The organism is Pseudotenacibaculum haliotis (assembly GCF_042684245.1).
GTDB classification, from domain to species: domain Bacteria; phylum Bacteroidota; class Bacteroidia; order Flavobacteriales; family Flavobacteriaceae; genus Polaribacter; species Polaribacter haliotis_A.
In genome coordinates, this window is the sequence record NZ_JBHULH010000012.1 from 390,436 (window position 1) to 413,756 (window position 23,321).

General features: G+C 35.3%; 21 protein-coding genes. 16 read left to right on the forward strand and 5 right to left on the reverse strand.

Annotation, left to right across the window (positions count from 1 at the left end; all coding sequences use genetic code 11):
• Positions 1 to 52: 52 nt before the first annotated feature.
• The 3 genes from ACFSRZ_RS16280 to ACFSRZ_RS16290 form a co-directional block, all read right to left on the reverse strand.
• On the reverse strand, positions 53 to 1,912 hold the full coding sequence (locus tag ACFSRZ_RS16280; RefSeq protein WP_379667637.1) for a M61 family metallopeptidase: 1,860 nt from the start codon (positions 1,910 to 1,912) through the stop codon (positions 53 to 55).
• Between the two features lie 122 nt (positions 1,913 to 2,034).
• Entirely contained in the window at positions 2,035 to 2,580 is a 546-nt protein-coding gene (locus ACFSRZ_RS16285) for a sigma-70 family RNA polymerase sigma factor (protein ID WP_379667638.1), read from the reverse strand.
• A gap of 217 nt (positions 2,581 to 2,797) precedes the next feature.
• Complete coding sequence (locus tag ACFSRZ_RS16290; RefSeq protein WP_379667639.1) at positions 2,798 to 3,124, reverse strand: DUF3703 domain-containing protein; 327 nt, start codon at positions 3,122 to 3,124, stop codon at positions 2,798 to 2,800.
• A gap of 107 nt (positions 3,125 to 3,231) precedes the next feature.
• Between ACFSRZ_RS16290 and ACFSRZ_RS16295 the strand changes: the two genes are divergently transcribed.
• From ACFSRZ_RS16295 to ACFSRZ_RS16330, 8 genes are all read left to right on the forward strand, one after another.
• Complete coding sequence (locus ACFSRZ_RS16295) at positions 3,232 to 3,735, forward strand: GbsR/MarR family transcriptional regulator (RefSeq protein ID WP_379667640.1); 504 nt, start codon at positions 3,232 to 3,234, stop codon at positions 3,733 to 3,735.
• A 38-nt stretch (positions 3,736 to 3,773) separates the two neighbouring features.
• Positions 3,774 to 4,124, forward strand: coding sequence for a hypothetical protein (locus tag ACFSRZ_RS16300; protein ID WP_379667641.1), 351 nt, complete (start codon positions 3,774 to 3,776; stop codon positions 4,122 to 4,124).
• A complete protein-coding gene (locus ACFSRZ_RS16305) occupies positions 4,114 to 4,605 on the forward strand; it encodes a hypothetical protein (RefSeq protein ID WP_379667642.1) in 492 nt (163 codons plus the stop codon). The genes ACFSRZ_RS16300 and ACFSRZ_RS16305 overlap by 11 nt, the downstream gene beginning before the upstream one ends.
• Before the next feature lie 3 nt (positions 4,606 to 4,608).
• Complete coding sequence (locus ACFSRZ_RS16310) at positions 4,609 to 5,493, forward strand: class I SAM-dependent methyltransferase (protein WP_379667643.1); 885 nt, start codon at positions 4,609 to 4,611, stop codon at positions 5,491 to 5,493.
• A gap of 191 nt (positions 5,494 to 5,684) precedes the next feature.
• Entirely contained in the window at positions 5,685 to 5,921 is a 237-nt protein-coding gene (locus tag ACFSRZ_RS16315) for a RebB family R body protein (protein WP_379667644.1), read from the forward strand.
• Positions 5,922 to 5,941: 20 nt separating this feature from the next.
• Positions 5,942 to 6,163, forward strand: a complete 222-nt coding sequence (locus tag ACFSRZ_RS16320; RefSeq protein ID WP_379667645.1) for a RebB family R body protein — start codon at positions 5,942 to 5,944, stop codon at positions 6,161 to 6,163.
• A 3-nt stretch (positions 6,164 to 6,166) separates the two neighbouring features.
• On the forward strand, positions 6,167 to 6,529 hold the full coding sequence (locus ACFSRZ_RS16325) for a hypothetical protein (protein ID WP_379667646.1): 363 nt from the start codon (positions 6,167 to 6,169) through the stop codon (positions 6,527 to 6,529).
• A 4-nt stretch (positions 6,530 to 6,533) separates the two neighbouring features.
• Entirely contained in the window at positions 6,534 to 6,749 is a 216-nt protein-coding gene (locus tag ACFSRZ_RS16330; protein ID WP_379667647.1) for a hypothetical protein, read from the forward strand.
• Between the two features lie 120 nt (positions 6,750 to 6,869).
• On the opposite strand, the gene ACFSRZ_RS16335 is transcribed toward ACFSRZ_RS16330, so the two are convergent.
• The gene (locus tag ACFSRZ_RS16335; RefSeq protein WP_379667648.1) at positions 6,870 to 10,322 is read right to left on the reverse strand and encodes a methylmalonyl-CoA mutase family protein; all 3,453 of its coding nucleotides are present in this window, start codon (positions 10,320 to 10,322) and stop codon (positions 6,870 to 6,872) included.
• Positions 10,323 to 10,603: 281 nt separating this feature from the next.
• On the opposite strand from ACFSRZ_RS16335, the gene ACFSRZ_RS16340 reads away from it, so the two are divergent.
• From ACFSRZ_RS16340 to ACFSRZ_RS16360, 5 genes are all read left to right on the forward strand, one after another.
• On the forward strand, positions 10,604 to 12,589 hold the full coding sequence (locus ACFSRZ_RS16340) for a urocanate hydratase (RefSeq protein ID WP_379667649.1): 1,986 nt from the start codon (positions 10,604 to 10,606) through the stop codon (positions 12,587 to 12,589).
• A gap of 12 nt (positions 12,590 to 12,601) precedes the next feature.
• Positions 12,602 to 13,144 (forward strand): DUF4136 domain-containing protein, encoded by a 543-nt coding sequence (locus tag ACFSRZ_RS16345; protein WP_379667650.1) that lies wholly within the window; start codon positions 12,602 to 12,604, stop codon positions 13,142 to 13,144.
• 69 nt (positions 13,145 to 13,213) lie between these two features.
• Positions 13,214 to 13,381, forward strand: a complete 168-nt coding sequence (locus ACFSRZ_RS16350; protein ID WP_379667651.1) for a DUF5522 domain-containing protein — start codon at positions 13,214 to 13,216, stop codon at positions 13,379 to 13,381.
• A gap of 46 nt (positions 13,382 to 13,427) precedes the next feature.
• On the forward strand, positions 13,428 to 14,132 hold the full coding sequence (locus ACFSRZ_RS16355; protein WP_379667652.1) for a DUF4197 domain-containing protein: 705 nt from the start codon (positions 13,428 to 13,430) through the stop codon (positions 14,130 to 14,132).
• Positions 14,133 to 14,234: 102 nt separating this feature from the next.
• On the forward strand, positions 14,235 to 15,845 hold the full coding sequence (locus tag ACFSRZ_RS16360) for a family 16 glycosylhydrolase (RefSeq protein ID WP_379667653.1): 1,611 nt from the start codon (positions 14,235 to 14,237) through the stop codon (positions 15,843 to 15,845).
• A gap of 9 nt (positions 15,846 to 15,854) precedes the next feature.
• Here ACFSRZ_RS16360 and ACFSRZ_RS16365 read toward each other — a convergent pair whose 3' ends face one another.
• Complete coding sequence (locus ACFSRZ_RS16365; protein WP_379667654.1) at positions 15,855 to 16,631, reverse strand: ABC transporter substrate-binding protein; 777 nt, start codon at positions 16,629 to 16,631, stop codon at positions 15,855 to 15,857.
• A 140-nt stretch (positions 16,632 to 16,771) separates the two neighbouring features.
• On the opposite strand from ACFSRZ_RS16365, the gene ACFSRZ_RS16370 reads away from it, so the two are divergent.
• The 3 genes from ACFSRZ_RS16370 (at position 16,772) to ACFSRZ_RS16380 (ending at position 23,318) form a co-directional block, all read left to right on the forward strand.
• Positions 16,772 to 18,271 (forward strand): helix-turn-helix domain-containing protein, encoded by a 1,500-nt coding sequence (locus ACFSRZ_RS16370; protein ID WP_379667655.1) that lies wholly within the window; start codon positions 16,772 to 16,774, stop codon positions 18,269 to 18,271.
• 368 nt (positions 18,272 to 18,639) lie between these two features.
• The gene (locus ACFSRZ_RS16375; protein ID WP_379667656.1) at positions 18,640 to 20,157 is read left to right on the forward strand and encodes a helix-turn-helix domain-containing protein; all 1,518 of its coding nucleotides are present in this window, start codon (positions 18,640 to 18,642) and stop codon (positions 20,155 to 20,157) included.
• 239 nt (positions 20,158 to 20,396) lie between these two features.
• Positions 20,397 to 23,318, forward strand: a complete 2,922-nt coding sequence (locus tag ACFSRZ_RS16380; protein ID WP_379667657.1) for a SusC/RagA family TonB-linked outer membrane protein — start codon at positions 20,397 to 20,399, stop codon at positions 23,316 to 23,318.
• Positions 23,319 to 23,321 lie beyond the last annotated feature (3 nt).

Below are 23,321 nucleotides of genomic sequence, written 5' to 3' on the forward strand. Positions count from 1 at the left end.
AATGAAAAAAGGGCTGCGATGAAGCAGCCCTTTTTATCTATATATTTTTCTCTTAACCTTTAAGCCAAGCAAGTCTTAATTTTGCTTTTGCATCGCTGGCAGGAAGGTCTAGTACCTTTAAGCTTTTTGATTCAGCTTGAGGCTTGATCACTTTTCCTTCTAAGGTAAGAGGCTTTCCGTCTCTTACTACTTCGATCTTTAAAGTATCTCCTTCTTTCCACTGGAAAGATTTTCCAATGATCTGACGTGCGCTTTGTAAGTTTACTTCATCTCCGTTTACAGATTTGATCACATCACCACCTTGAACACCTAAAGCTTTTAATCCGCTGTTAGATCTCTTAGTAAAGAAGATTTCTTGTTTGTCGTTTACAGATAAGAAAGGCTGATTCTTGTTGTCTAAGAAATAGCTAACGTCTACAGTTTCTGTAGTTTCTTTTACACCTACTTTTTCGAAGTATTTGTTGTAATCGATTGGAGTAGTTCCTTCTACGTGATTTTTAAAGAACTCACCTACTGCAGGATAAGTCATTTTTACGATCTCAGCAATGATCTCATCATCTTTAAATGGCTTTTTAGCTCCGTACTTTTTAGAAAGATCTCTCATCAAATCTCTAATACCATACTTTCCGTCACTTTCTTCACGTAAGATGATGTCTAAAGTCATACCAATCAATGCACCTTTCATGTATACATTGCTATAGTTTTGTGCGTATTTTCCTTCTAAGATATTTTTACTCATTTCAGTAAATGACATCGTATCATCAAAACGCTTTGCTGTATTGATCTTACCTTGCATTTCATTAATGAAATCTTGCTCAGAGATCAATCCTTGATTTACTTGGAATAAGTTTGCAAAATATTCAGTAGTTCCTTCATACATCCATAAGTGTTTAGACATATTCGGCTTGTTGAAATCGAACGAGTGAATCTCTTCAGAGTGTACAGAAAGTGGACTTACAATATGGAAAAATTCGTGAGAAACCGTTCCGTTGATCATTCCGTCAGACAATTGCTTTTTAGTGTAAGTCTCAGGATATACAACTGTAGTAGAAGATAAATGCTCTAAAGCTCCAAAGCTGTTCCACTTGTATACTTTAGGATCAAATAAATACAATAAGATGTTGTATTCGTTGGTAGTTTCAAACCCTTCTAAGAAGTTGGTTTGTGCTTGTACCATTGTCTTTAATGCTTCTTCCATGTCTTTGGCAGAGTGAGTATTGTTTGGCGAGTATACTGCCATGGTTACATCTACTCCGTTTACATTAAAGCTTACAGAATTTTGAGGCGCATACATGATAGGATTGTCTGAGATCTCATCATATCTTGAAGCTACAAAAATATCTTTCGAGTTATCTTCTTTGGTTGTGTTCTTGTTGATCAAAGAAGAGGTTTCATACAAATTTGTTGGGTGAGAAATAGAGATCTCATACGGAGTCTCTTTCTTTCCTTTGAAATACCCTACAAATCCAGGTAAGTTTAAGAAAAAGTTCTTACCGGCTTCAATATTGGTTCCGGCCATTACATAGATCTTGTGTTTCTTTTCTGAGTCAAATGTATCATCTACCCAGTAAGTAACTTTATCTAATTGTTGTGCATTGTCTACTTGCCATGAATTGGTGTCTAACTTTTGTACAGTCATTTCATTTCCATCATAATCATAGGCTTTAAAGTCAGAAACAAACATTCCATAATCACTAATTACATACGTTCCAGGAACAATTGCCGGAATCTGGTAAACGATGCTTGCATCCTTGATCTTTTGTGGGTTTACTTCTACTTGTACCTTATCGTCAACAACATTGTTTAAGTCAATGGCAACTTCGATTGTGCGTTTTGCACTGGCGGCATTCTTTGTTGTAGAACAACTAGCCAGGATAGCTAAAGCGGCTAATCCTAAAAATATTTTTCTCATGAGTTTGGTTAAATTGCTTTGTGTTTAGACGATGCCTTTACACAATTGTTACAGAATTTAGGCCGTAAAGTTACACTTGTCTGACGAGAGAATATGTTAAGAATATGTGATAGTTTTTAGACTTAGTGAACTCCGCAAACTTTGCAGTCCTTTTTGTCTTGGATTTCGCCTACCAAATGCCCTTGCTCATTAAGGGTAAACCCGCAGCAATCCATAAAGCCTTGTGCAATGAGTTTTCTTGCTCTTTGGATCTGTGATTTTACAGTAGGCAAAGGAAGGTTTAGCTGTTTGGCAACCTCTTGTTGTTTCATGCCTTTGATATCGGATAAAAACAAAGGAGTACGATACTTTTTAGGCAAGCTTTTGAGAATGCCTCGTAAACAATCCTTTTCTGTATGAAGGTCGGATTCTATTTCTGTTTCCCACTCATAATTGGCAAATTCAAAAGTCTTTTTTGAATCCTTGAAATGATCGATAATGGAATTTTTTGCAATAGAAAAAGCCCAAGACTTTACTTTACTGTAATCTCTTAGGGTATGAAGCTTTGTATGAATTTTAATAAAGGTGTCTTGAAGGATATCATCGGTAACAACTTCATCTTTGGTTTTACTGATGATAAACCTTTTTACATCCTCGGCATATAGATTCCAAACGTCGTTTGTGGTCATAAAATAAAAATCAAACAAGTACAGTTGATCTGTCAACTGTACTTGCAAAGTTAGTTAACAATTACAATTTGTGCAGGTACATTGTTCACAAGTACAAGCAGCGCAATCACCGTTGATACAAGAAACACAAGTACAAGAGCATTGATTTTTATATTGAGTCATGATATCTGATTTTTAAATTCATAGATAAGACAGAGAAAGTGTGAAAAGGATGCAATTACTTCGAAAAATATTTTTGTAATTCTTTTCTAATGGGCATTGGACGAACCGGAGATACATTTGCACCTCCTGTATTGCCTTTTGGAACCCAGATAAGAGTAAAGATAATAGAAGCAAAAATTCTAAAGAATTGTCCAATAACCTCCTTTGTATCTGTTGTTTTAAACCCATAAACCATCATCCAATAATGAGAAAGGGTATGGCGGTATACATGAGTTTGTCCTAAAATGTGAGCATTTTCAAAATGATAAAAAGCTTTTTTAAAGTTTTTTTTAAGTAGAAAGTTTTTGCCTAGTGAAAGCTCTGAGTAAAAATGTTGTGACATTTGTTTTTTTATGAAGACAAAGCGCAAAAGAAAAAGATGAAAACTTAAGAGTATATTTTATTTTCAATAATTTTTGAAAGTTTTAAATATTGTTATATATTTGACCCATGGAACTAGACGAAGCAAAATTAAAATACATTCATACTTGGGGTAGCCTGGCAACTAGTTGGGGCATCAATAAAACGATGGCTCAGGTTCATGCTTTGTTAATGGTTTCTACAAAACCCTTATCTACAGAAGATATTATGAGCGAACTGCAAATATCTAGAGGGAATGTAAATATGAATGTAAGAGCTTTAATTGATTGGGGTATTGTTCAAAAAGAATATGTAGTAGGGGAGCGCAAGGAGTTTTTTGTAGCAGAAAAAGATGTTTGGGAGTTGTTCAAACAAATCACCAAAGAGAGAAAGAAGCGAGAAATAGAGCCTGTTTTAAAAACCTTATCTGATTTACAGCAAATAGAAGACAACTCAGAGGAAGCACAAGAGTTTAAAAAAGTATTAGCAGACCTTTCTAATGTGACCACACGTGTGAATGGAATTTTAGAAAATGCGATTAAGGCAGATGAACATTGGTTGTTGTCTAATTTTACCAAGATGATGAAAAAGTAAAAAAATTTAAAAATAAACTTTCAAAAATTTCTGAAACTATGAAAAATGCAGATATCCCAGTTTACATAAATCGTTTTTTCATGCTGACCACATTGGTCTTATACCTCACCGTTTTTTGGGGCTTACTGGCACAGATCTTCTTAGGCGCTTTTCAAGTACTTACCGGTTTATTTCTTCTGTTCTTTTTAAATAGAATTCCTGAAAAAATAAAAAAGCACTTGATGTATTATTGGATCAGTGTTTTGATATATGGTGCTTTTTATTTGATAAACAAATTTGAAAGCTTTGAGGATTATTGGGTGCTATCCATCATACTTGTCCCAATGGGAATTGCCGGTTACTTCACTTATATTTTAGAATCCATCAAAAAACAAGGCTATGAAAATTGATATCCAAAAAGATTGGGGAAAGATCAAGAGTCATTTTAGAACATGTAATAGAAGAAACATGCATGTAGTCATTAGTTCAGTAGACTCAGATCAAATGCCTACAGTAACGCCTATCGGTTCATTATTCTTAAACGATGATCAGACAGGGTTCTACTTCGAAAAGTTTGCAACAAAACTGAGAAAGAGTTCAGAACAAAATAAGAATATATGCGTGCTGGCAGTCAATTCCAGGAAATGGTTTTGGTTGAAGGCATTGTTTAAAGGAAAGTTTTCGGATTACCCGGGAGTAAAGCTGTATGGAGAGCTGGGAGAAAAGAGAGATGCCACACCCAGAGAATACAGAGCTTTTCAACGAAGAGTACAGAGTACTAAACGATTGAAAGGCTACCATTACTTGTGGAAAGATATGGCTCAGATACGAGAGATCAAGTTTACAAAAGCCGAAAAGATCAATCTAGGAAAAATGACAAAAGAATTATAAGCTATGAATACAACTACAACACTAAGATCTAAAAACATAGAGCAATCAAAATCTGTAAAGGAAAACATCATTGATTTTTATAACAAGGCTACAGAAGATTATGAGTTTTGGAGCAAAGACCTAAATATGCATTTTGGGTATTACATCCCTTTTAAAACGAACCTTTTGAAAAGAGATACGATGCTGAATACAATGAACGAATACATCTTTTCAAGATTGAAAATAAAAGATAAAAATGCTACTATCGTTGATTTGGGCTGTGGAATGGGAGCTACCATGAAATTTGGTATTGAAAAGTATCCTAACATTACTATGAGAGGCTTTACTATCTCTGACTTTCAAGTTGAGTATGGGAATAAGTTGATCAATTCAGAAAGAGGTTTGATTTCCAATAAAGATTACAGAAAAACAGAATTGCCTAATAATTATTCTGATGGGGTTTATGCGATAGAGAGTTTTTGCCATTCAGGTTGCTCTAAAGATTCGCTACAAGAAGCCTACAGGATTTTAAAGCCCAATTCGAGATTGGTGATTGCTGATGCTTTTTGTAAAAGAGATAGAGGCTCTATGAATCTTTTGTCTCAAAAAGTTCATGATGGTTTGGCAAAATCGTGGAGTTTAGAAAAACTCGGAAATATCAGAGAAGTAAAAAAACAGTTAAGAGAAATTGGATTCAAAGAAGTAGAGGTCAAAAATATTTGGTATAGAGTTGCTCCATCTGTTTTGCATGTGCCATTTGCCATTACAGGTTTTACGCTAAAGAAATTGATCAACTCTAAATCTTTAACAAAAGAAAGTATAGATAATTTAAAAGGTTCTTTTTATGCCTTGCTTACCGGATTGTGCTTACCAGATTTTGGATACTATATAATCACGGCGAAGAAATAATTTCAAAAAGGGATATTTTGAAACTATGAAAAAGAGAGAGGAAAAAGGCGGCACTTGTGCCGCCTTTTATTATTGTAAAGACTAGGTAGAAGCACCTGTTTTGCCCCGTATTAATGCCTGATTTAACGGCAAGTTTCAAGAATGAAAAGCTTTATTCTCTACATTTAAACTCATTCAAAAAAAATAAAATTATGGCATTTCCAACAGCAGTAAATGATCAAGTAACAGATTCTGTAACACAAGCAAATGTAGAAACATTATGTAGCGCTCCGGCTATGGCAATGGGTAGTTTGTTTCAAACAAGTGCACATTCGTTGTCTTTGGCATTTGAAAACGCAGTTACAAATCAACAACAACAAAACACCATTAATGATGCTTCTACAACCAACTGTATAGCTCTTTTATTGGACGGTAAAAAATCAAAATAACAATTTTAAAATAGAATAGTATGGCATTTCCAACAGCAGTAAATAGTCAAGTTACAGATTCAGTAACTCAAGCAAACGTTCAAGTGATCGCAGATGCACCGGCAATGGCAATGGGATCTTTATACCAAAGTATGGCACACTCTATGGGCTTAGCATATGAAAACGCAGTTGCTCAGCAACAAAATGCAAATTCGTTAGGGCAAGCAGTTGTAACAAAGTGTGTAAGTTCATTAATCGGATAAACAATGAGCGATCCTATACAACAAGGTCCTTCGACTAACAATAGCGCGAAGTCTTCTATCAATAGTCAGATCATAGATTCTATTAAAGAAGTAAATGAGCTATTAGCAGAAGGAGAGAAGAATTTGAACACGGTTTCAAATCAGGTACTTACGCAAGCAGCAGGAATGGCAATGTTGAATATGGTAAACCAGCAACAACAAATGTACATCCTGCAAAATACAGTAACAACGGTAGCGGCAAAAGCTATGTTAGAAGCAAATCCGGAAGAAGCTGTAAAGATGATGAACTCTGTTATAGAGAACAACAATATAACAAATGGTTTGAAAGAACTAAAAGATCTGATGCACGATCTGAATAATAAATAATATCATGGCAACACCTAAAAAGAATACACCGAGGTCTCCTAAAAAGACCACTGCTTCTAAAGCCAAGAAAACAGCAACTACGCAAAGTAAAACTGAGGTAGAAGCTATTAACAAGGCACAGCAAGAAGCAGAAAAGGCAATATTACAAGCACAGCAAGAAGCACAAAATGCAGTTGTGCAAGCCATGAAAAGCATACAAGAATCAATCAACCAACAATAAAAAAAGGCTCTGCAAAAGCAGAGCCTTTTTTGTGTTTAATGCTGAGATATCAAAATGATCCTTTGATAAACTCAGGATAAGCAATTTCTATAGTTTTGTAAAATAAAACCAAGAACCTGCTTACATATTTCTTCTGTACTGACCACCTACTTCAAACAAAGCAGAAGTGATCTGACCTAAAGAACAAACTTTTGAAGCTTCCATCAGTTTTTCGAAAATATTCTCGTTCTGAATTGCAGCTTCCTGAATGATTGCTAATTGCTCTGCAACCTTTTCTTTGTTTGCTTCGTTTAAGTTCTCTTTTGTTTTGATCTGGAATTGTTTCTCTTCTTCCGTTGCACGAATTACTTCCGCAGGAATTACCGTTGGAGAACCTTTAGAACTCAAGAAGGTATTTACCCCAATAATTGGAAACTCTCCTGTATGTTTCAACGTTTCATAGTACAAGCTTTCTTCTTGGATCTTAGATCTTTGGTACATTGTTTCCATTGCACCTAAAACTCCACCACGCTCAGTAATTCTATCAAACTCAGTTAGTACAGCTTCCTCTACCAAGTCTGTTAATTCTTCAATAATGAATGAACCTTGAATTGGGTTCTCATTCTTAGCCAATCCTAATTCTTTGTTGATGATCAACTGAATAGCCATTGCACGTCTTACAGACTCTTCTGTAGGAGTGGTAATAGCCTCATCATACGCATTGGTATGTAATGAGTTACAGTTATCGTAGATCGCATATAATGCTTGAAGTGTAGTTCTAATATCATTAAAATCAATCTCCTGAGCGTGTAAAGAACGTCCGGAAGTTTGAATATGATATTTTAACATTTGAGCTCTCGGGTTTGCACCGTATTTGTGTTTCAACGCTTTTGCCCAAATCTTACGAGCAACACGTCCGATTACAGCATATTCAGGATCAATACCATTTGAGAAGAAGAAAGATAAGTTTGGTCCAAACTTATTGATGTCCATTCCTCTCGATAAGTAGTACTCTACATAAGTAAATCCATTTGCCAACGTCAACGCTAGCTGTGTGATAGGGTTGGCTCCGGCTTCAGCAATATGATATCCGGAAATAGAAACAGAGTAGAAATTACGTACTTGTTTCTCTATAAAATACTCTTGTACATCTCCCATTAATCGCAATGCAAATTCAGTAGAGAAAATACAAGTGTTTTGTGCTTGATCTTCTTTTAAGATATCTGCTTGTACCGTTCCTCTTACCTGAGCTAAGGTTTCTGCTTTGATCTTAGCATAAACATCTGCAGGTAATACTTGATCTCCGGTAAGACCTAACAACATCAATCCTAATCCGTCATTTCCTTCCGGCAAATCTCCCTGATATGAAGGCCTTTCTAATCCTTTATCGTCATAAATCTCCTTCAGTTTAGCTTCAACCTTCTTTTCTAGCTTATGTTCCTTGATGTATTTCTCACAATTCTGATCGATGGCAGCATTCATAAAGAATCCTAACAACATTGGTGCTGGTCCGTTAATGGTCATACTCACAGAAGTCATTGCATGACTCAGGTCAAAACCGGAATACAATTTCTTAGCATCATCTAAACAACAAATAGATACTCCGGCATTTCCAATCTTTCCGTAAATATCTGGCCTGTGTCCTGGATCGTTTCCGTATAATGTTACAGAATCAAATGCAGTAGACAAACGTTTTGCCGGCATTCCTAAACTTACATAGTGAAAACGTCTGTTGGTACGCTCTGGTCCACCTTCACCCGCAAACATTCTGGTAGGATCTTCTCCGGTTCTTTTAAACGGATACAATCCGGATGCATATGGGAATTCACCGGGAACATTTTCTTGTAGATTCCATTTCAACAAATCTCCCCAAGCTTGGTACTTAGGCAATGCTACTTTTGGGATATCTGTATGAGATAATGATTTTGTGTGTGTTTCTATTTTGATCTCCTTATCTCTTACTTTAAAAGAATAGATAGGATTTTTATACTTTTCTACTTTCTCACTCCAGTTTAAGATGATCTCCCAGTTGTAAGGATCTAAGTTCATTTTAACACGATCAAACTCTTTGATTAAAAGCGATAAGAATTGTTGATCAGTGTCATTCTGAGCTTGTCGAAGAATCTCTTCATCGTTGATTCCGTTTTTATCTAAAAAAGACGTCTCGACTTCGCTCGACGTGACATTAGCTACAGAGCAGATAGTTTTAAAGATTCCGTAAAGCTTTTGAGCTATAGCAACTTGCTCATCAACTCTTTTATCATAGGCTCTGTTGTTTTCTGCTATTTCAGATAAGTAACGCGTTCTTGCAGGAGGAATGACAAATATCTTTTCAGACATCTCTTTGGTAATCTCAAAAGATGATTGTAGATCAGCTCCGGTTTTTTCAACCAACTTATCCATGATCGCTTTGTAAAGAGAATTCATCCCCGGATCATTGAACTGAGAAGCAATGGTTCCAAATACAGGCAATTCATCTTGAGGCGTATCCCACAAATTGTTGTTACGCATGTATTGCTTTTTCACATCACGTAATGCATCCAAAGCTCCACGTTTATCGAACTTATTGATGGCTACCAAATCAGCAAAATCTAACATATCGATCTTTTCCAATTGAGTAGCAGCACCAAACTCAGGAGTCATTACATATAAAGAGGTATCAGAATGCTCAATAATTTCAGTATCAGATTGCCCAATACCTGAAGTTTCTAAGATGATCAAATCAAACTCAGCAGCTTTTAATACTTCTACAGCTTCATTTACATACTTAGATAACGCCAAGTTAGATTGACGAGTTGCCAACGAACGCATATATACTCTAGAGTTGTTAATGGCGTTCATACGAATACGATCTCCCAACAAGGCACCACCTGTTTTTCTTTTAGATGGATCTACAGAGATCAACCCAATAGTTTTTTCCGGGAAATCGATTAAGAATCTTCTTACCAATTCATCAACCAAACTCGATTTTCCGGCACCTCCTGTTCCTGTAATACCTAAAACAGGAGTGGTAGATTTTTTATTTTTCTCATGGATGATGTCCATGGTATCTTTAGCAACTTCAGGAAAGTTTTCTGCCGATGAAATAACTCTGGCAATACTTCCTATTTCTTTCTTGTCAAGATTGTTAATCTCTCCGTTCAATTCATCACCAATAGCAAAATCTGATCGTTGAACCAAGTCATTGATCATTCCTTGCAATCCTAGTTCTCTTCCATCATCAGGAGAATAGATACGAGTAATTCCGTAATCCATCAATTCTTTGATCTCTTCCGGTAAGATAACTCCACCACCGCCACCAAAGATCTTGATATGACTGGCTCCTTTTTCTTTTAATAAGTCGTACATGTACTTAAAGTACTCATTGTGCCCACCTTGATAAGAAGTCATGGCAATAGCATTGGCATCTTCTTGTATGGCACAATTCACTACTTCTTCAACGCTTCTATCATGCCCTAAATGAATTACTTCTACACCGGTAGATTGAATAATTCTACGCATAATATTAATGGCTGCATCGTGTCCATCAAACAGAGATGCTGCAGTTACAATTCTGACTTTATGTTTTGGCTTATAAGGAGCTATTTGTTCCATTCGTAAAAAATCTATGATTTAAGGGCTGCAATTTACGGAATTTTCAAAAAATAGCTGATTTTTTTGAAACGATAAAAATGTTATAATTTTGAAAAAAGATATCTTTGTAGAAGATTATTCAAGTGGATTTTACATTATTAAAATATAAGAAAAGGATTACAGCTCAATATCACAGAGCCGATATCCGCTATCCTTAGTGTTTGTTGTTTTTTATCGGAAGTTTACGTAAAGTTTTAATCTGATCCTCAAAAACTTACAAGAGGATGAATAAAGTATAAAAAATGACATTTAAAGAAACCATACAACAAGGAATTCCATCTATATTACCACCAAAGAGAGCATATGATGAAAACATCAACCACGCTCCAAAAAGAAAAGAGATCTTATCAGAAGCAGAAAAACAACTGGCATTAAAAAATGCATTGCGCTATTTTGATGCAAAGCATCATGCGGAATTGTTGCCTGAATTTGCAGAAGAATTAGAGAAATACGGAAGAATTTATATGTACCGTTTTCGTCCGGATTATAAGATGTACGCACGCCCTATTGAAGAATACCCGGGAAAATCATCTCAAGCAAAGTCTATTATGCTGATGATTCAAAATAATTTGGATTATGCAGTTGCGCAGCACCCACATGAATTGATTACTTATGGAGGAAACGGGGCTGTCTTTCAAAACTGGGCACAATACCTTCTTACCATGAAGTATTTGTCTGAAATGACAGACAAGCAAACCTTAGTAATGTACTCAGGTCACCCGATGGGATTGTTTCCTTCCAATAAGAATGCTCCAAGAGTAGTTGTAACGAACGGAATGATGATTCCTAACTATTCTCAACCGGATGACTGGGAAAAATTCAATGCGTTAGGAGTTACTCAATACGGACAAATGACTGCGGGAAGTTATATGTACATAGGCCCGCAAGGAATCGTACACGGAACTACCATTACGGTATTGAATGGATTTAGAAAGATCAAAAAATCACCAAATGGAAACCTATTTGTAACTGCCGGACTGGGCGGTATGAGTGGAGCACAACCAAAAGCAGGAAATATTGCCGGATGTATTACGGTTTGTGCAGAGGTGAATCCAAAAATCACACAAGTTCGTTTAGATCAAGGGTGGATCGATGAAAAGATTACTGATTTGGATGCATTAGTTTCTAGAGTGAGAAAAGCAAAAGAAGACAAAGAAACCATCTCATTAGCGTATTTAGGAAATGTAGTAGAGGTTTGGGAGAAGTTTGATGAAGAAGATATCTTTATCGATCTAGGATCTGATCAAACATCCTTGCACAATCCATGGGCCGGAGGATACTATCCGGTTGGAACTTCGTTTGAAGATGCTAATCAAATGATGGCAGAAAATCCTGATTTATTCAAAGAGAAAGTACAAGAATCGTTACGACGCCATGCCAAAGCGGTAAACAATCATACAGCCAAAGGAACCTACTTCTTCGATTATGGAAACGCCTTTTTACTAGAAGCAAGTAGAGCAGGAGCTGATGTGATGGCAGAAAACGGAATTGATTTCCGTTATCCAAGCTATGTGCAAGATATTATGGGACCTATGTGTTTCGATTATGGATTTGGACCTTTCCGTTGGGTATGTACATCGGGGAATCCGGAAGATTTAGCGAAAACAGATGAGATCGCGTGTAGCATTTTAGAAGAGATTCGTCAGAATTCACCAGAAGAGATTCAGCAACAAATGGCTGATAATATTCAGTGGATCAAAGGTGCACAAGAGAATAAATTGGTTGTAGGATCGCAGGCAAGAATCTTGTATGCAGATGCAGAAGGAAGAATCAAAATAGCCAAAGCATTTAACAAAGCTATCAAAAGAGGAGAAATAGGACCTGTAGTTTTAGGAAGAGATCATCATGATGTATCCGGAACAGACTCTCCATATAGAGAAACCTCTAATATTTATGATGGCTCTCGTTTTACTGCAGATATGGCCATTCATAATGTAATTGGAGACAGTTTTAGAGGAGCTACCTGGGTGTCTATTCACAACGGAGGTGGAGTAGGCTGGGGAGAAGTGATCAATGGAGGATTTGGCATGCTTCTTGATGGTACTAAAGCAGCTTCAAAGAGGCTGAAATCAATGCTTTTTTGGGATGTTAACAACGGAATAGCGAGAAGAAGTTGGGCAAGAAATGACGAAGCCATTTTTGCAATCAAGCGAGCTATGGAGCATGAAAAGGAATTAAAAGTTACACTTCCAAACAAAGTGGATGAATCACTATTTAATAACCCTTAAAACTAATTGACCATGAAGTTGTTAAGATTGTTACCACTAGCCATACTTGTAACCCTCACTTCTTGTAGTAGTTTGAAAGTTACTTCAGATTATGACACCAAAGCCAGTTTTAATCAATACAAAACCTTTGCTTTTTACAAGAAAGGAATTGATAAAGCTTCTGTTTCTGATCTGGATAAGAAAAGAATCATGCGTGCTATAGAAGCCGAGTTGTTAGCCAAAGGATATACCAAATCCGGCAAACCGGATGTCTTGGTAAGTATCTTTACAAAATCAAGAGAACGAATTAACGTCCGTAATAACAATGCCGGCTTTGGATGGGGCTGGGGTTGGGGCTGGGGATACAATCCTTGGTTTTACGGATACAACAATATCAATGTCAACCAATACACAGAAGGAACGCTGTTTATCGATATTATAGATAAGAATAATAACGAGTTGGTATGGCAAGGAATTGGTTCTGGAGCATTGCGAATGAAGAGTCCTGAGAAAAAAGAAGAAAGGATCAAACAATTCGTAAAAGAGATATTAGCAGAGTACCCTCCGGGACAATAAAAGATAAAAGCAAAAGCGCTCACTTAGATGAGCGCTTTTTTTATGAATATTAAATGGTATTTTTGCCCCATGTACAATAAACGTATAGAGCTTACCGAAGAAGATTATTACCTGAATGAGCAAGGGTACAAGGTCTTTACAGAAAAGTATCATTTAAAAAGAGGGCATTGCTGCCAGAGTGGTTGTAAACACTGCCCGTATGGATACGACAAGAAAACCAATAGTTTTATAAGATAATGTGACTTTGGGCACAAAGCTGTGTCTAAATTCCTAAACAAAGAAAATGATCAAAAGAATTTTTATACTCTTTATTGCTGTGCAATTTGCTGGATGCGCAGAATTACAAAAAGTTGTTAGCCAGTTACCGGGAAATGAGTTATTGACCGAAGAACAAATTGGGCAAGGATTAAGAGAAGCGTTAAACAATGGAATTAGTCATCAGGTTTCTAAATTGACAGCAAAAGATGGATTTTATAGAAATGAGTTGGTGAAAATCTTACTTCCAGAAGAATTACAAGTTGTAGACAAAGGCTTACGAAAAATTGGGTTGAGTTCTATTGCAGATGAAGGGTTAAAAGTTTTAAATAGAGCAGCAGAAGATGCTGTAAAAACAGCTACACCTATTTTTGTTGATGCAGTAAGAGGTATTTCTTTTAATGATGCCAAAGAAATTTTATTAGGAGATATTGATGCAGCAACCAACTATTTAGAGAATGAAACCTCCAATGCTTTGTATTTGAAGTTCAATCCGGTCATTAAAAAATCATTCTCAAAAGTAAAAGCCGATAAGATTTGGGAAGATATCATCAATAGATATAACAAAATTCCTTTTGTGAAAAAAGTGAATCCTAACTTAACGGATTATGTAACCAATCAAGCTTTGTCTGGAGTTTTTACCATGATTGCGGTAGAAGAAAAAGGAATCAGAGAAAAAGTAGGATTGCGTAACACAAAATTGCTAAGAGCAGTTTTTGCATTGCAAGATTAACAGCTTTTACCCCTATTGTTTGGTTTTTGTATAGGTTGTTTTTTCTCATATAGATAAATATGTTTCTATCTTGTACTTACAAGATAACAGACAAATTTATATATGAGAAAACTAGTACTACTATTCATTTTAATATCTTCTATTTCGGGTTTTTCACAACAAACTGTTGAGGATGATTTTGAGGGGTTGGGAACTATTTCTTCATGGTTTGGCGATAATTGTGGTGTAAATACAAGCTTTACAAATCCGTTTCAAAATGCAGATAATAACTCATCTACAGTTTTAGAATATACAGATACAGGAGGACAGTATGCTAATGTAAGATTTGATGTTTCCGATAATTTTGACTTGTCTGTTAATCATACATTTTCATTCAAAATATATGTTTCGTCTAGTTCTTTGACAGGAGCTCAAACCAATCAGGTTTCTTTAAAGCTTCAAGATGGAACTTTGACACAACCTTGGGTAACGCAAAGTGAGATCATCAAAACGATACAACTAGATCAATGGCAAACAGTAACATTTGATTTCGAAAATGATTCCTATGTCAACTTAGATCCGAACTCTCCGGCACCAACAACAAGAACCGACTTTAATAGAGTATTGATTCAAGTGAATGGAGAAAACAACAATGACCATGTGACGGCCTATGTAGATGATTTCTTATACGATGGAACTGTTGGTAATGGAAGTGATCCAGTATTTGATGATTTAATTTGGTCAGATGAGTTTGATGTGGATGGTGCAATTGATGCTAGTAAATGGTTTCATCAAACACAATTACCAAACGGAACCAGTTGGTATAACGGAGAGATACAGCATTATACAAACAGATTGGACAATTCTTATGTAGACAATGGTATCTTGTATATTGTTGCCAAAAAAGAATCATTTACAGATCAAGGGCAAACAAAAGAATACACTTCAGCAAGATTAAACTCTAAAATAGCATTTACTTACGGTAGAATAGAGATAAGAGCAAAACTACCAACAGGAATAGGGACTTGGCCTGCTTTGTGGATGCTAGGACAAAATATTACAGAACCGGGAGGGTATTGGGAGCCAACCCACGGAACCACTTCCTGGCCTGCTTGCGGAGAGATTGATATCATGGAGCACTGGGGAGATAATCAGAATTATGTGCAAAGTGCATTACACACACCTTCTAGTCATGGAGCAACAGTAAATAAAGGAGGACAAACAGTTTCTACAGCCTCTACAGCATTTCATATATATGCTTTGGAATGGACAGATGAGAAAATGGTGTTTAGTGTAGATGGTGTTGAACATTATACTTATAATCCATCTGTAAAAGATGCCAATACTTGGCCTTTTGATGCACCGCAGTATCTACTTTTTAACATAGCGATATTGCCAAATATTGATGCCGGTTTTGTAGAAAGTTCTATGGAAATCGACTATGTTAGAGTATATCAGGAAAGTGCATTGTCTGTAGATGAAGAAACAATCACTAAGTTAGATGCAATCGTTTTATTCCCAAATCCGGTTGAAGATGAATTAAAATTGAAACTTTCTGATGAATTGATAGGATCAAAAGTATCTATCTATTCTTTGTTAGGTCAAAAACTAACATCATTTCCTGTAACAAAAGAATTGGAAACTAGCGATCTGTCAAATTACAAATCGGGAATCTATATTGTGCGAGTTGAAAGCAAGTACGGAACTAAAACATTCGAAATAGTAAAAAAATAGAAGTAGGTTTCATTCAAGTCTAGTTCTCAATTGCTTGAAATAATCGAATGCTTTTAGCAAACGACTTCCATACCAGCTAAACATTTCGCCGTCTACAAAAACTGTTTTTGCATGATGTGTACATCTACCCACTTCAAAAGCATGCTCTTCTTTAAAAGGATAAGGTTCAGAAGAGAGAAATACCAGATCAGGATCGCCTTCCATTCGGATCTTTTTTAACTCAACTTCAGGATAACGTTCTTTATTAGCGTAGATGTTTTCATAGTTGTTTATCTCAAGCAGATAATCGATAAATGTATTGTTGGCAGCAACCATCCATGGATTTCTCCAAATAAAGTAGGCAACTTTTAATTTAGGCTTTTCTTGAATGAATTTTTGAAAATCATTCATTTTAAACTGAATCTTCTGAGCAATTGCGTTGGCTTCTATTCTTTTATTGAAAAGAGTTCCGTATTCTTGAATCAAATCGATTGAATCCTCTAGAGTGTAAATTTCTGAAACGTGAGTTTCACAAATCTTCTCACAAGCTTCAACGATCTCTTTTGTGTTTTCTTCTTTGTTGCATAAAATGATGTCCGGTTGCAATTCTTTGATCTTTTCCAGCTTGATATTTTTAGTTCCTCCAACGATCTTTTTGGTCTGTTTTGCATGAAAAGGGTGCACACAAAACTTAGTAATTCCAACAATGTTTTCTTCCAGTCCCAGATCATAGAGTAATTCTGTTTGAGAAGGCACTAAAGAGATGATTTTTTTTCGTTTTTTATTCGATAATTTATGAGTATTCATTTCTAGGAACTTAAGGGAAAACCAAGGGTTAATTAGGGGTAAATTATTATCGGGAATTACTAGTTAACATTTTTTTAAGTAAAAATTTAGTTATCTTTAAATCACCAAGCACGCTAACTTTCACGAAGTAATATTATTGTATGAAGTCAAAGAATATTATACTGTTCTTATGTGTGCTGTTGTGCTCAAAGGTTTTTGCTTTCAACTCGGTTGATTCTTTATCAACTTATAGTAAAAGCAAAGATAGATTGTATAACTTAAATATAATCAAGCATGAGGGGCTTTTAGTACAAAACCTATCACAAGACTTACAAAAAATAGAAAACAAGGCTGATTTAACTGCAGATGAGTTAAAAAAGCTGGCAATAGGTTATGCCTATTTAGAACTTGTCGATAAATCTGTAAAGTATACCAAGCTATATATTAAAGAAGTATTAGATGTTAATATTCTTTACGACTCTGCTTTCGATAATATCAGATCCTCTAAAGAATTTGCTGCTTTAGAAGATAAATACATACCAAGAATAAATATTTGGGTGATCTTTCTTTTTTCTTGTGGTCTTTTGGGAATTTTTTTATCAGTGGTTTTAAACCTTAGGCAAAAAGGAGACACCGTTGGTAATCTATTAATAAGCTCTTTTGTGCTATTTCACTCCTTATTTATAATACATGGATGCTTCTTTATGTCCAGGAATAATTTTAATACCCCCGGAGTCTTATATATTTCTACCTCCTTTTCTTTCTTTTATGGGCCTTTGCTGTATTTCTACTTTAAAAGGATCTCCGAAAAGTATAAGTTCAGAACTATCGACCTTTTGCATTTGATTCCTTCTGCAATCATATTTTTATACCTACTCCCTATTTATTTATTGCCGGGGCAAGATAAATTGCACATGATGTTTAACAGAGAAGACGATTCGTTCTTGGCTGTTATTGTAATCACAATAGCAAAATTTATCTCTCTATCAGTATATGCATTTTTAGTATACAGAATTTATGCAAAAATTAGAAAGAAGAAGCAGAAGACCGATACGCAAGTCTTAAAATGGCAGCGTAATATTATGGTGTTGAATTTTGTGTATGTGTTTTCATATTTCATTTTTGGTATTGCACGTATCAAGGTGTTTGACATGAACATCTCTATTTACCCGCAAGTGTTTTTGATGTCCTTTATTATTTTATATGTAGGGTATGTTGCCTATGTACAACCCAAAGTTTTCAGCAAAAAAACCTTGTTTAAGGAGATCGATATCTTAAAGTATCAGAAGTCAGGATTGACTCATAGTTTTTCGGAAGAGTTAAAAACGAATTTGTTACTGCTTTTGGATGAAAAGAAAGTATTCAAACAAAACAATATAAGTCTGGATATTCTGGCAGATCAGTTAGGAACAACCCGACATAATATTTCTCAGGTGATCAATGAGCATTTTGATATGAACTTCTTCCATTTGATCAATAAATATAGAATTGAAGAGGCAAAAGAGATCTTAAAGAACGATCATAATAGAAACCTGAATATCATTGACGTGGCTTATGATGTTGGTTTTAATAATAAGGTGACTTTCAATAAGGCTTTTAAGGCGGAAACCAATATGACTCCAACGGACTATCTTCAGTACATGGAATTAGAAGTTTCATAATAGAAGAAACAAATAAGGGAACCTGTTTCTTTTATAAGAGTTTTATCACTTAATAACCTTTTCCTTTTTTGTGGAGTTAAACAACTTTTAGGCTGTTTTTATAGTAGCCATTCTATTCATGGTTATACTATTCTTTTTTTGAAATTCTATGAAGTGTATGAATTGGATTTACCCAGATGTAAAAAGATAAAATTTTTTCGATTTTTTTATATAATTTTTGAACGTTCATTTCTAGGAATTTAAGAAAAAACCAGGGGTTAATTAGGAGTAAATTATTATCGGGGATTACTAGTTAACATTTTTTTAAGTAAAGTTTTACATACTTTTATAGTACCAAGCACGCTAACTTTCACGAAGTAATATATTGTATGAAGTCAAAGAATATTATACTGTTCTTATGTGTGCTGTTGTGCTCTAAGGTTTTTGCTTTTACCTCCGGTGATTCTATATCAACCTATACTAAAAGTAAAGAAAGATTATACAACTTGTATTTAATCAAGCACGAGGGTCTTTCCGAGCAAAGTTTGTTAGAAGATTTACAAAGAATTGAAGAAAAAGGAGGAGATTTCTCTGAAGATGACCTGAAAAAGTTAGCATTGGGTTATGCACACCTAGAAGTTGTAGAAAAATCTGCAACGTATACCGAGCTTTATATTAAAGAAGTTTTAGATATTGATATTCTTTACGATTCTGCTTTTGACAATATTAAATCTTCTGTTGAATTCCAGGCTTTAACACATAAATACTTGCCGAAACTTAACTTTTGGGTGATACTTTTATTTGCCTGTGGCCTCATAGGAATCTTCTTGTCTGTTGTGCTAAACCTTAGAAAAAAAGGAGATGCTGTTGGGAATTTGTTAATAAGCATTTTTATAATGCTACATGCAATGGTTATTTTACAATCATCTATCATATTATCTAACAATAAGTTCAAGTTTCCTGATTTATTCTTTATAACAGCCGGTACAGCATTATTTATTGGGCCATTATTGTATTTCTATTTTAAAAGAATCTCTGAAAGATATCGATTCAAATGGGTAGACATTGTACACTTGATTCCTCCTTTGATTCCAGCCATCTATTTTATTTCTCTTTGTTTTATTACACATCGAGAAAAAATTGATTTAATGTTTAATGGTAGAGATGTAAGATATACTACCAGTATTATATATGCAATTAGTCTTATTGCAAAGGCTATTTCATTATCGTTATATGCATTCCTTATTTACAAAGTGTATAGAAGAAATAGCAAGAAGAAAATAAAATTACATGATCAGATCATAAAGTGGAAACGAAATATGATGAGAATCTATTTTGCCTATACCATCATATTTGTAGTACCGATTATACTTAAATTAAGTGGAGTAGAATTAAAAGCATATCAATTTCCGCAAATCATTTTAACGGCTTCAACCATTTTATATATGTCATACGTAGTGTATGTACAACCTAAAGTATTTAGCAAGAAATTTATATTCGTAGAAGTTGACGAACAAATAAAATATCAGAAGTCCGGGTTGACCAATAATTTTTCAGAAGAATTAAAAGCGAACTTATTGGCACTTTTGCATGAAGAAAAAGTGTTTAAGCAAAATGATATCAGTTTAGATATCTTGGCAGAACAACTAGATACTACCCGGCATAATATTTCTCAGGTTATTAATGAACATTTTGACATGAACTTCTTCCATTTGATCAATAAATACAGAATTGAAGAAGCTAAGATGATCTTAAAGAACGATCACAACAGAAACTTACACATTATTGATGTAGCTTACGATGTTGGTTTTAATAATAAGGTAACTTTTAACAAAGCTTTTAAGGCAGAAACCAACATGACTCCTACCGAATATATACAACGTGTGCAATTAGAGCTCACCGTATAAGTAAAAAGCAAGTAAATCTTTATCGGATGAGGTAATCTTTATAGGGTTTACCTACGCTAGCAGCTAAATCCACGTACTTCGATGAGTATTTGAATTAGTTAGTCTGGCATTATAGATATTTACTTCTTAATTCCATTAAACTTTGACTTCATCACTTAAGATTTCATATTGATTAATGCCAGCTTTCTCTCAACTACACATTAACCTTAATTCAAAAAGTTTAACTAAAAATGCAGTTTATGAGAGTAAAAATTATCTTATGTATCATGCTTTTTCTGGGAACAATAACATATGCTCAGAAGAAAGCTATCTCAGGTAATGTTACAGATGCAACTGGACCTTTGACTGGGGTCACCGTTATTATTAAAGGTACTACTATAGGTGCCGAAACAGATTTTGACGGGAACTATACCATTCAGGCGTCTACAGGGCAAACATTAGTATTCAGTTATCTGGGATACAAGACAGAAGAAAGGGTGATTGGAAACCAAACGCGGATAGACGTGAAAATGGTAGAAGAACAAACTTTACTTCAGGAAATCGTAGTAGCTTTTAGAAAGCAAAAGAAAGAAGCTGTTACGGGAGCAACCACTAAAATTGACAAGCAAATTCTGGAAAGAGTCCCTGTGGCTTCTTTAGATCAATTGTTTCAAGGAAATTCTTTAGGATTGAACGCAACTTCAACCAACGGAAACCCGGGAGCAAGATCTGAAGTTTATATCAGGGGTATCAATAGCCCTACAGGAGGGTCAGAACCTATTTATATTTTGGATGGAGTGAGAATTACAGGAGGAGACTTTAGAGCATTAAACGCTACAGATTTTGAAAGCGTTGATATCTTAAAAGATCCTTCTTCTACTGCTTTATATGGAGCACGAGGAGCAAACGGGGTGATCTTGATCACTTCGAAAAAAGGAAAAAAAGGTGAAGGAGTTATCGAGTATGATTTTTCTACAGGAGTTTCAACATTGACCGATCCGAATATCGAAATGATGAATGCACTTCAGTACAGACAGTTTAGAAACATTCTGTCTCCTGGAACATTCACACAAGCGCAATTAGATGAAGTTGCAAACAGATCTACGAATTGGAGAGATGTATTCTTTAGAAATTCATTAACTCAAAGACACCAATTAAGTTTTTCCGGAGCATCCGATAAAATTAATTATTACGTATCTGGATCTTATTTGAATCAACAAGGAACATTGGAAAGATCAGATTTAGAAAGAGCAAACTTGAGAGTAAACTTATCTGGAGATGTAAAGAGTTGGTTAAATATAGGAACCAACCTTTCACTTGGATTTACACAAGAAGATGTGGCTGATGATTTTGGAGTAAATACCAATAGCCCGGTAACACAAGCGTTCTTGAACAGACCGGATGCAGAAGCTTTCAATCCAGACGGAACAATCAACGGAAACCAAGTATTCGGATTCAATGCCTTAGAGCAAACAAGAATCAATTCAGATGTAAGAGAGCAAACCAAGTTTGTTGGAAACATCTTTGGTACTGCGAAGATCACTGATAATTTATCAGTAAAATCCAATGCAGGTATCGACTTTAGAGAGTTTGACAGAAAACGTTTCTTCAGACCAGGAACTAATTTAGGAGACCAACAAGACAATGGTCAGTTGTTATTTAACAATACAAGAACCTACACGATCAACATCAACAATCAGATCGATTACAACTGGAGAATTAACGATGACAACAAGTTAGATTTCCTTTTAGGGATGTCTTTTGAAAGATTCAGAAACAGAACATTAGGAGTTGATGTACAAAACTTCTTATTCCCTGATTTAGATGTAATTGATGGAAATGCAAACGTAGTAGATGCTACAGGATTGGAAGACAATGCTACATTTATCAACTACTTCTTTAATACGGATTACAACTTAAAAGGAAAGTACTTCTTAACTGGTTCTTTATCGTATTCGGCAGATAGTGACTTTAACGTGAACAACAGATTTGATTGGTTCTATAGTTTAGGAGCTTCTTGGATATTATCTAAAGAAGATTTTATGGAAGATGCTAAGTGGTTAGATTATGCAAAAGTGAGAGCTTCTTACGGTTTAACAGGAAACAACCAAAGTTCTGGATTGTATGCAGGTTTAAACACACTTTCTACAACACAATATAACGGAAACACCGGATTGATCAGTCCTTTTACCTTCAACGACCCAAGTGTAAGCTGGGAGAAAGTAGCAGGATATAACTTAGGAGTTGACTTCGAGATGTTTGACAGAAGGTTGAAAGGAACCATAGAAGGATATCACAAAGCAACAACAGAATTAGCGTTCCAAGAACCTATTGCTCCAAGTACAACAATTACCGGAGGAACAGGAGGAGTAATCAATACAAATACAACTGATTACGAAGTAACGAACACAGGTATTGAAATCCAATTGACAGGAGATGTAGTAAGAACAGATAATTTCTTATTCCAATTAGGAGGAAACTTCTCTTACAACAAGAACAAAGTGAACAACCGAAATGGAGTAACTGGAATTTCAGATCCTAACTTAGGAAGCGCTTGGTTTGGAGACGGAGAAGCTTTTGGAACATGGTATTTAGTAAGATTTGCAGGAGTGAACCCAGCCAATGGAGATGCTTTGTATTATGATGCAAACGGAAACATTACCAATGTATACGATGTAGACAACAATTCAGTAATCCTTAGTGGTAAGAGTCAATATGCACCAATAAACGGAGGGTTCTTTACTTACTTCAAGTACAAAGCCTTTGAATTGGATGCGAGATTCTCGTACCAATACGATAAATATGTATCTAACAACTCAAGATTCTTTACTGAGAATACAAACTTCTCAGGATTCAACCAAAGTGTAGAGATGTTAAATATCTGGCAACAACCAGGAGATATTACCAATGTTCCTAGAGCAGGTCAAGGATCTCAGTTTGATACCAGATTGTTAGAGAACGCTTCATTTATGAGATTAAAGACATTAACTCTGTCTTATAACTTACCAAGTGATGTTTCTAAGAAGATCGGTTTAGGAGGATTAAGAATGTATATCCAAGGTCAAAACCTACTTACGTTCACTAAGTATCGTGGTTTAGATCCGGAATTGAATCAAAGATTTGATGGATTTAGCTATCCATTAGCTAGAGTATTCTTACTAGGATTAAATGTTAAACTATAAAAA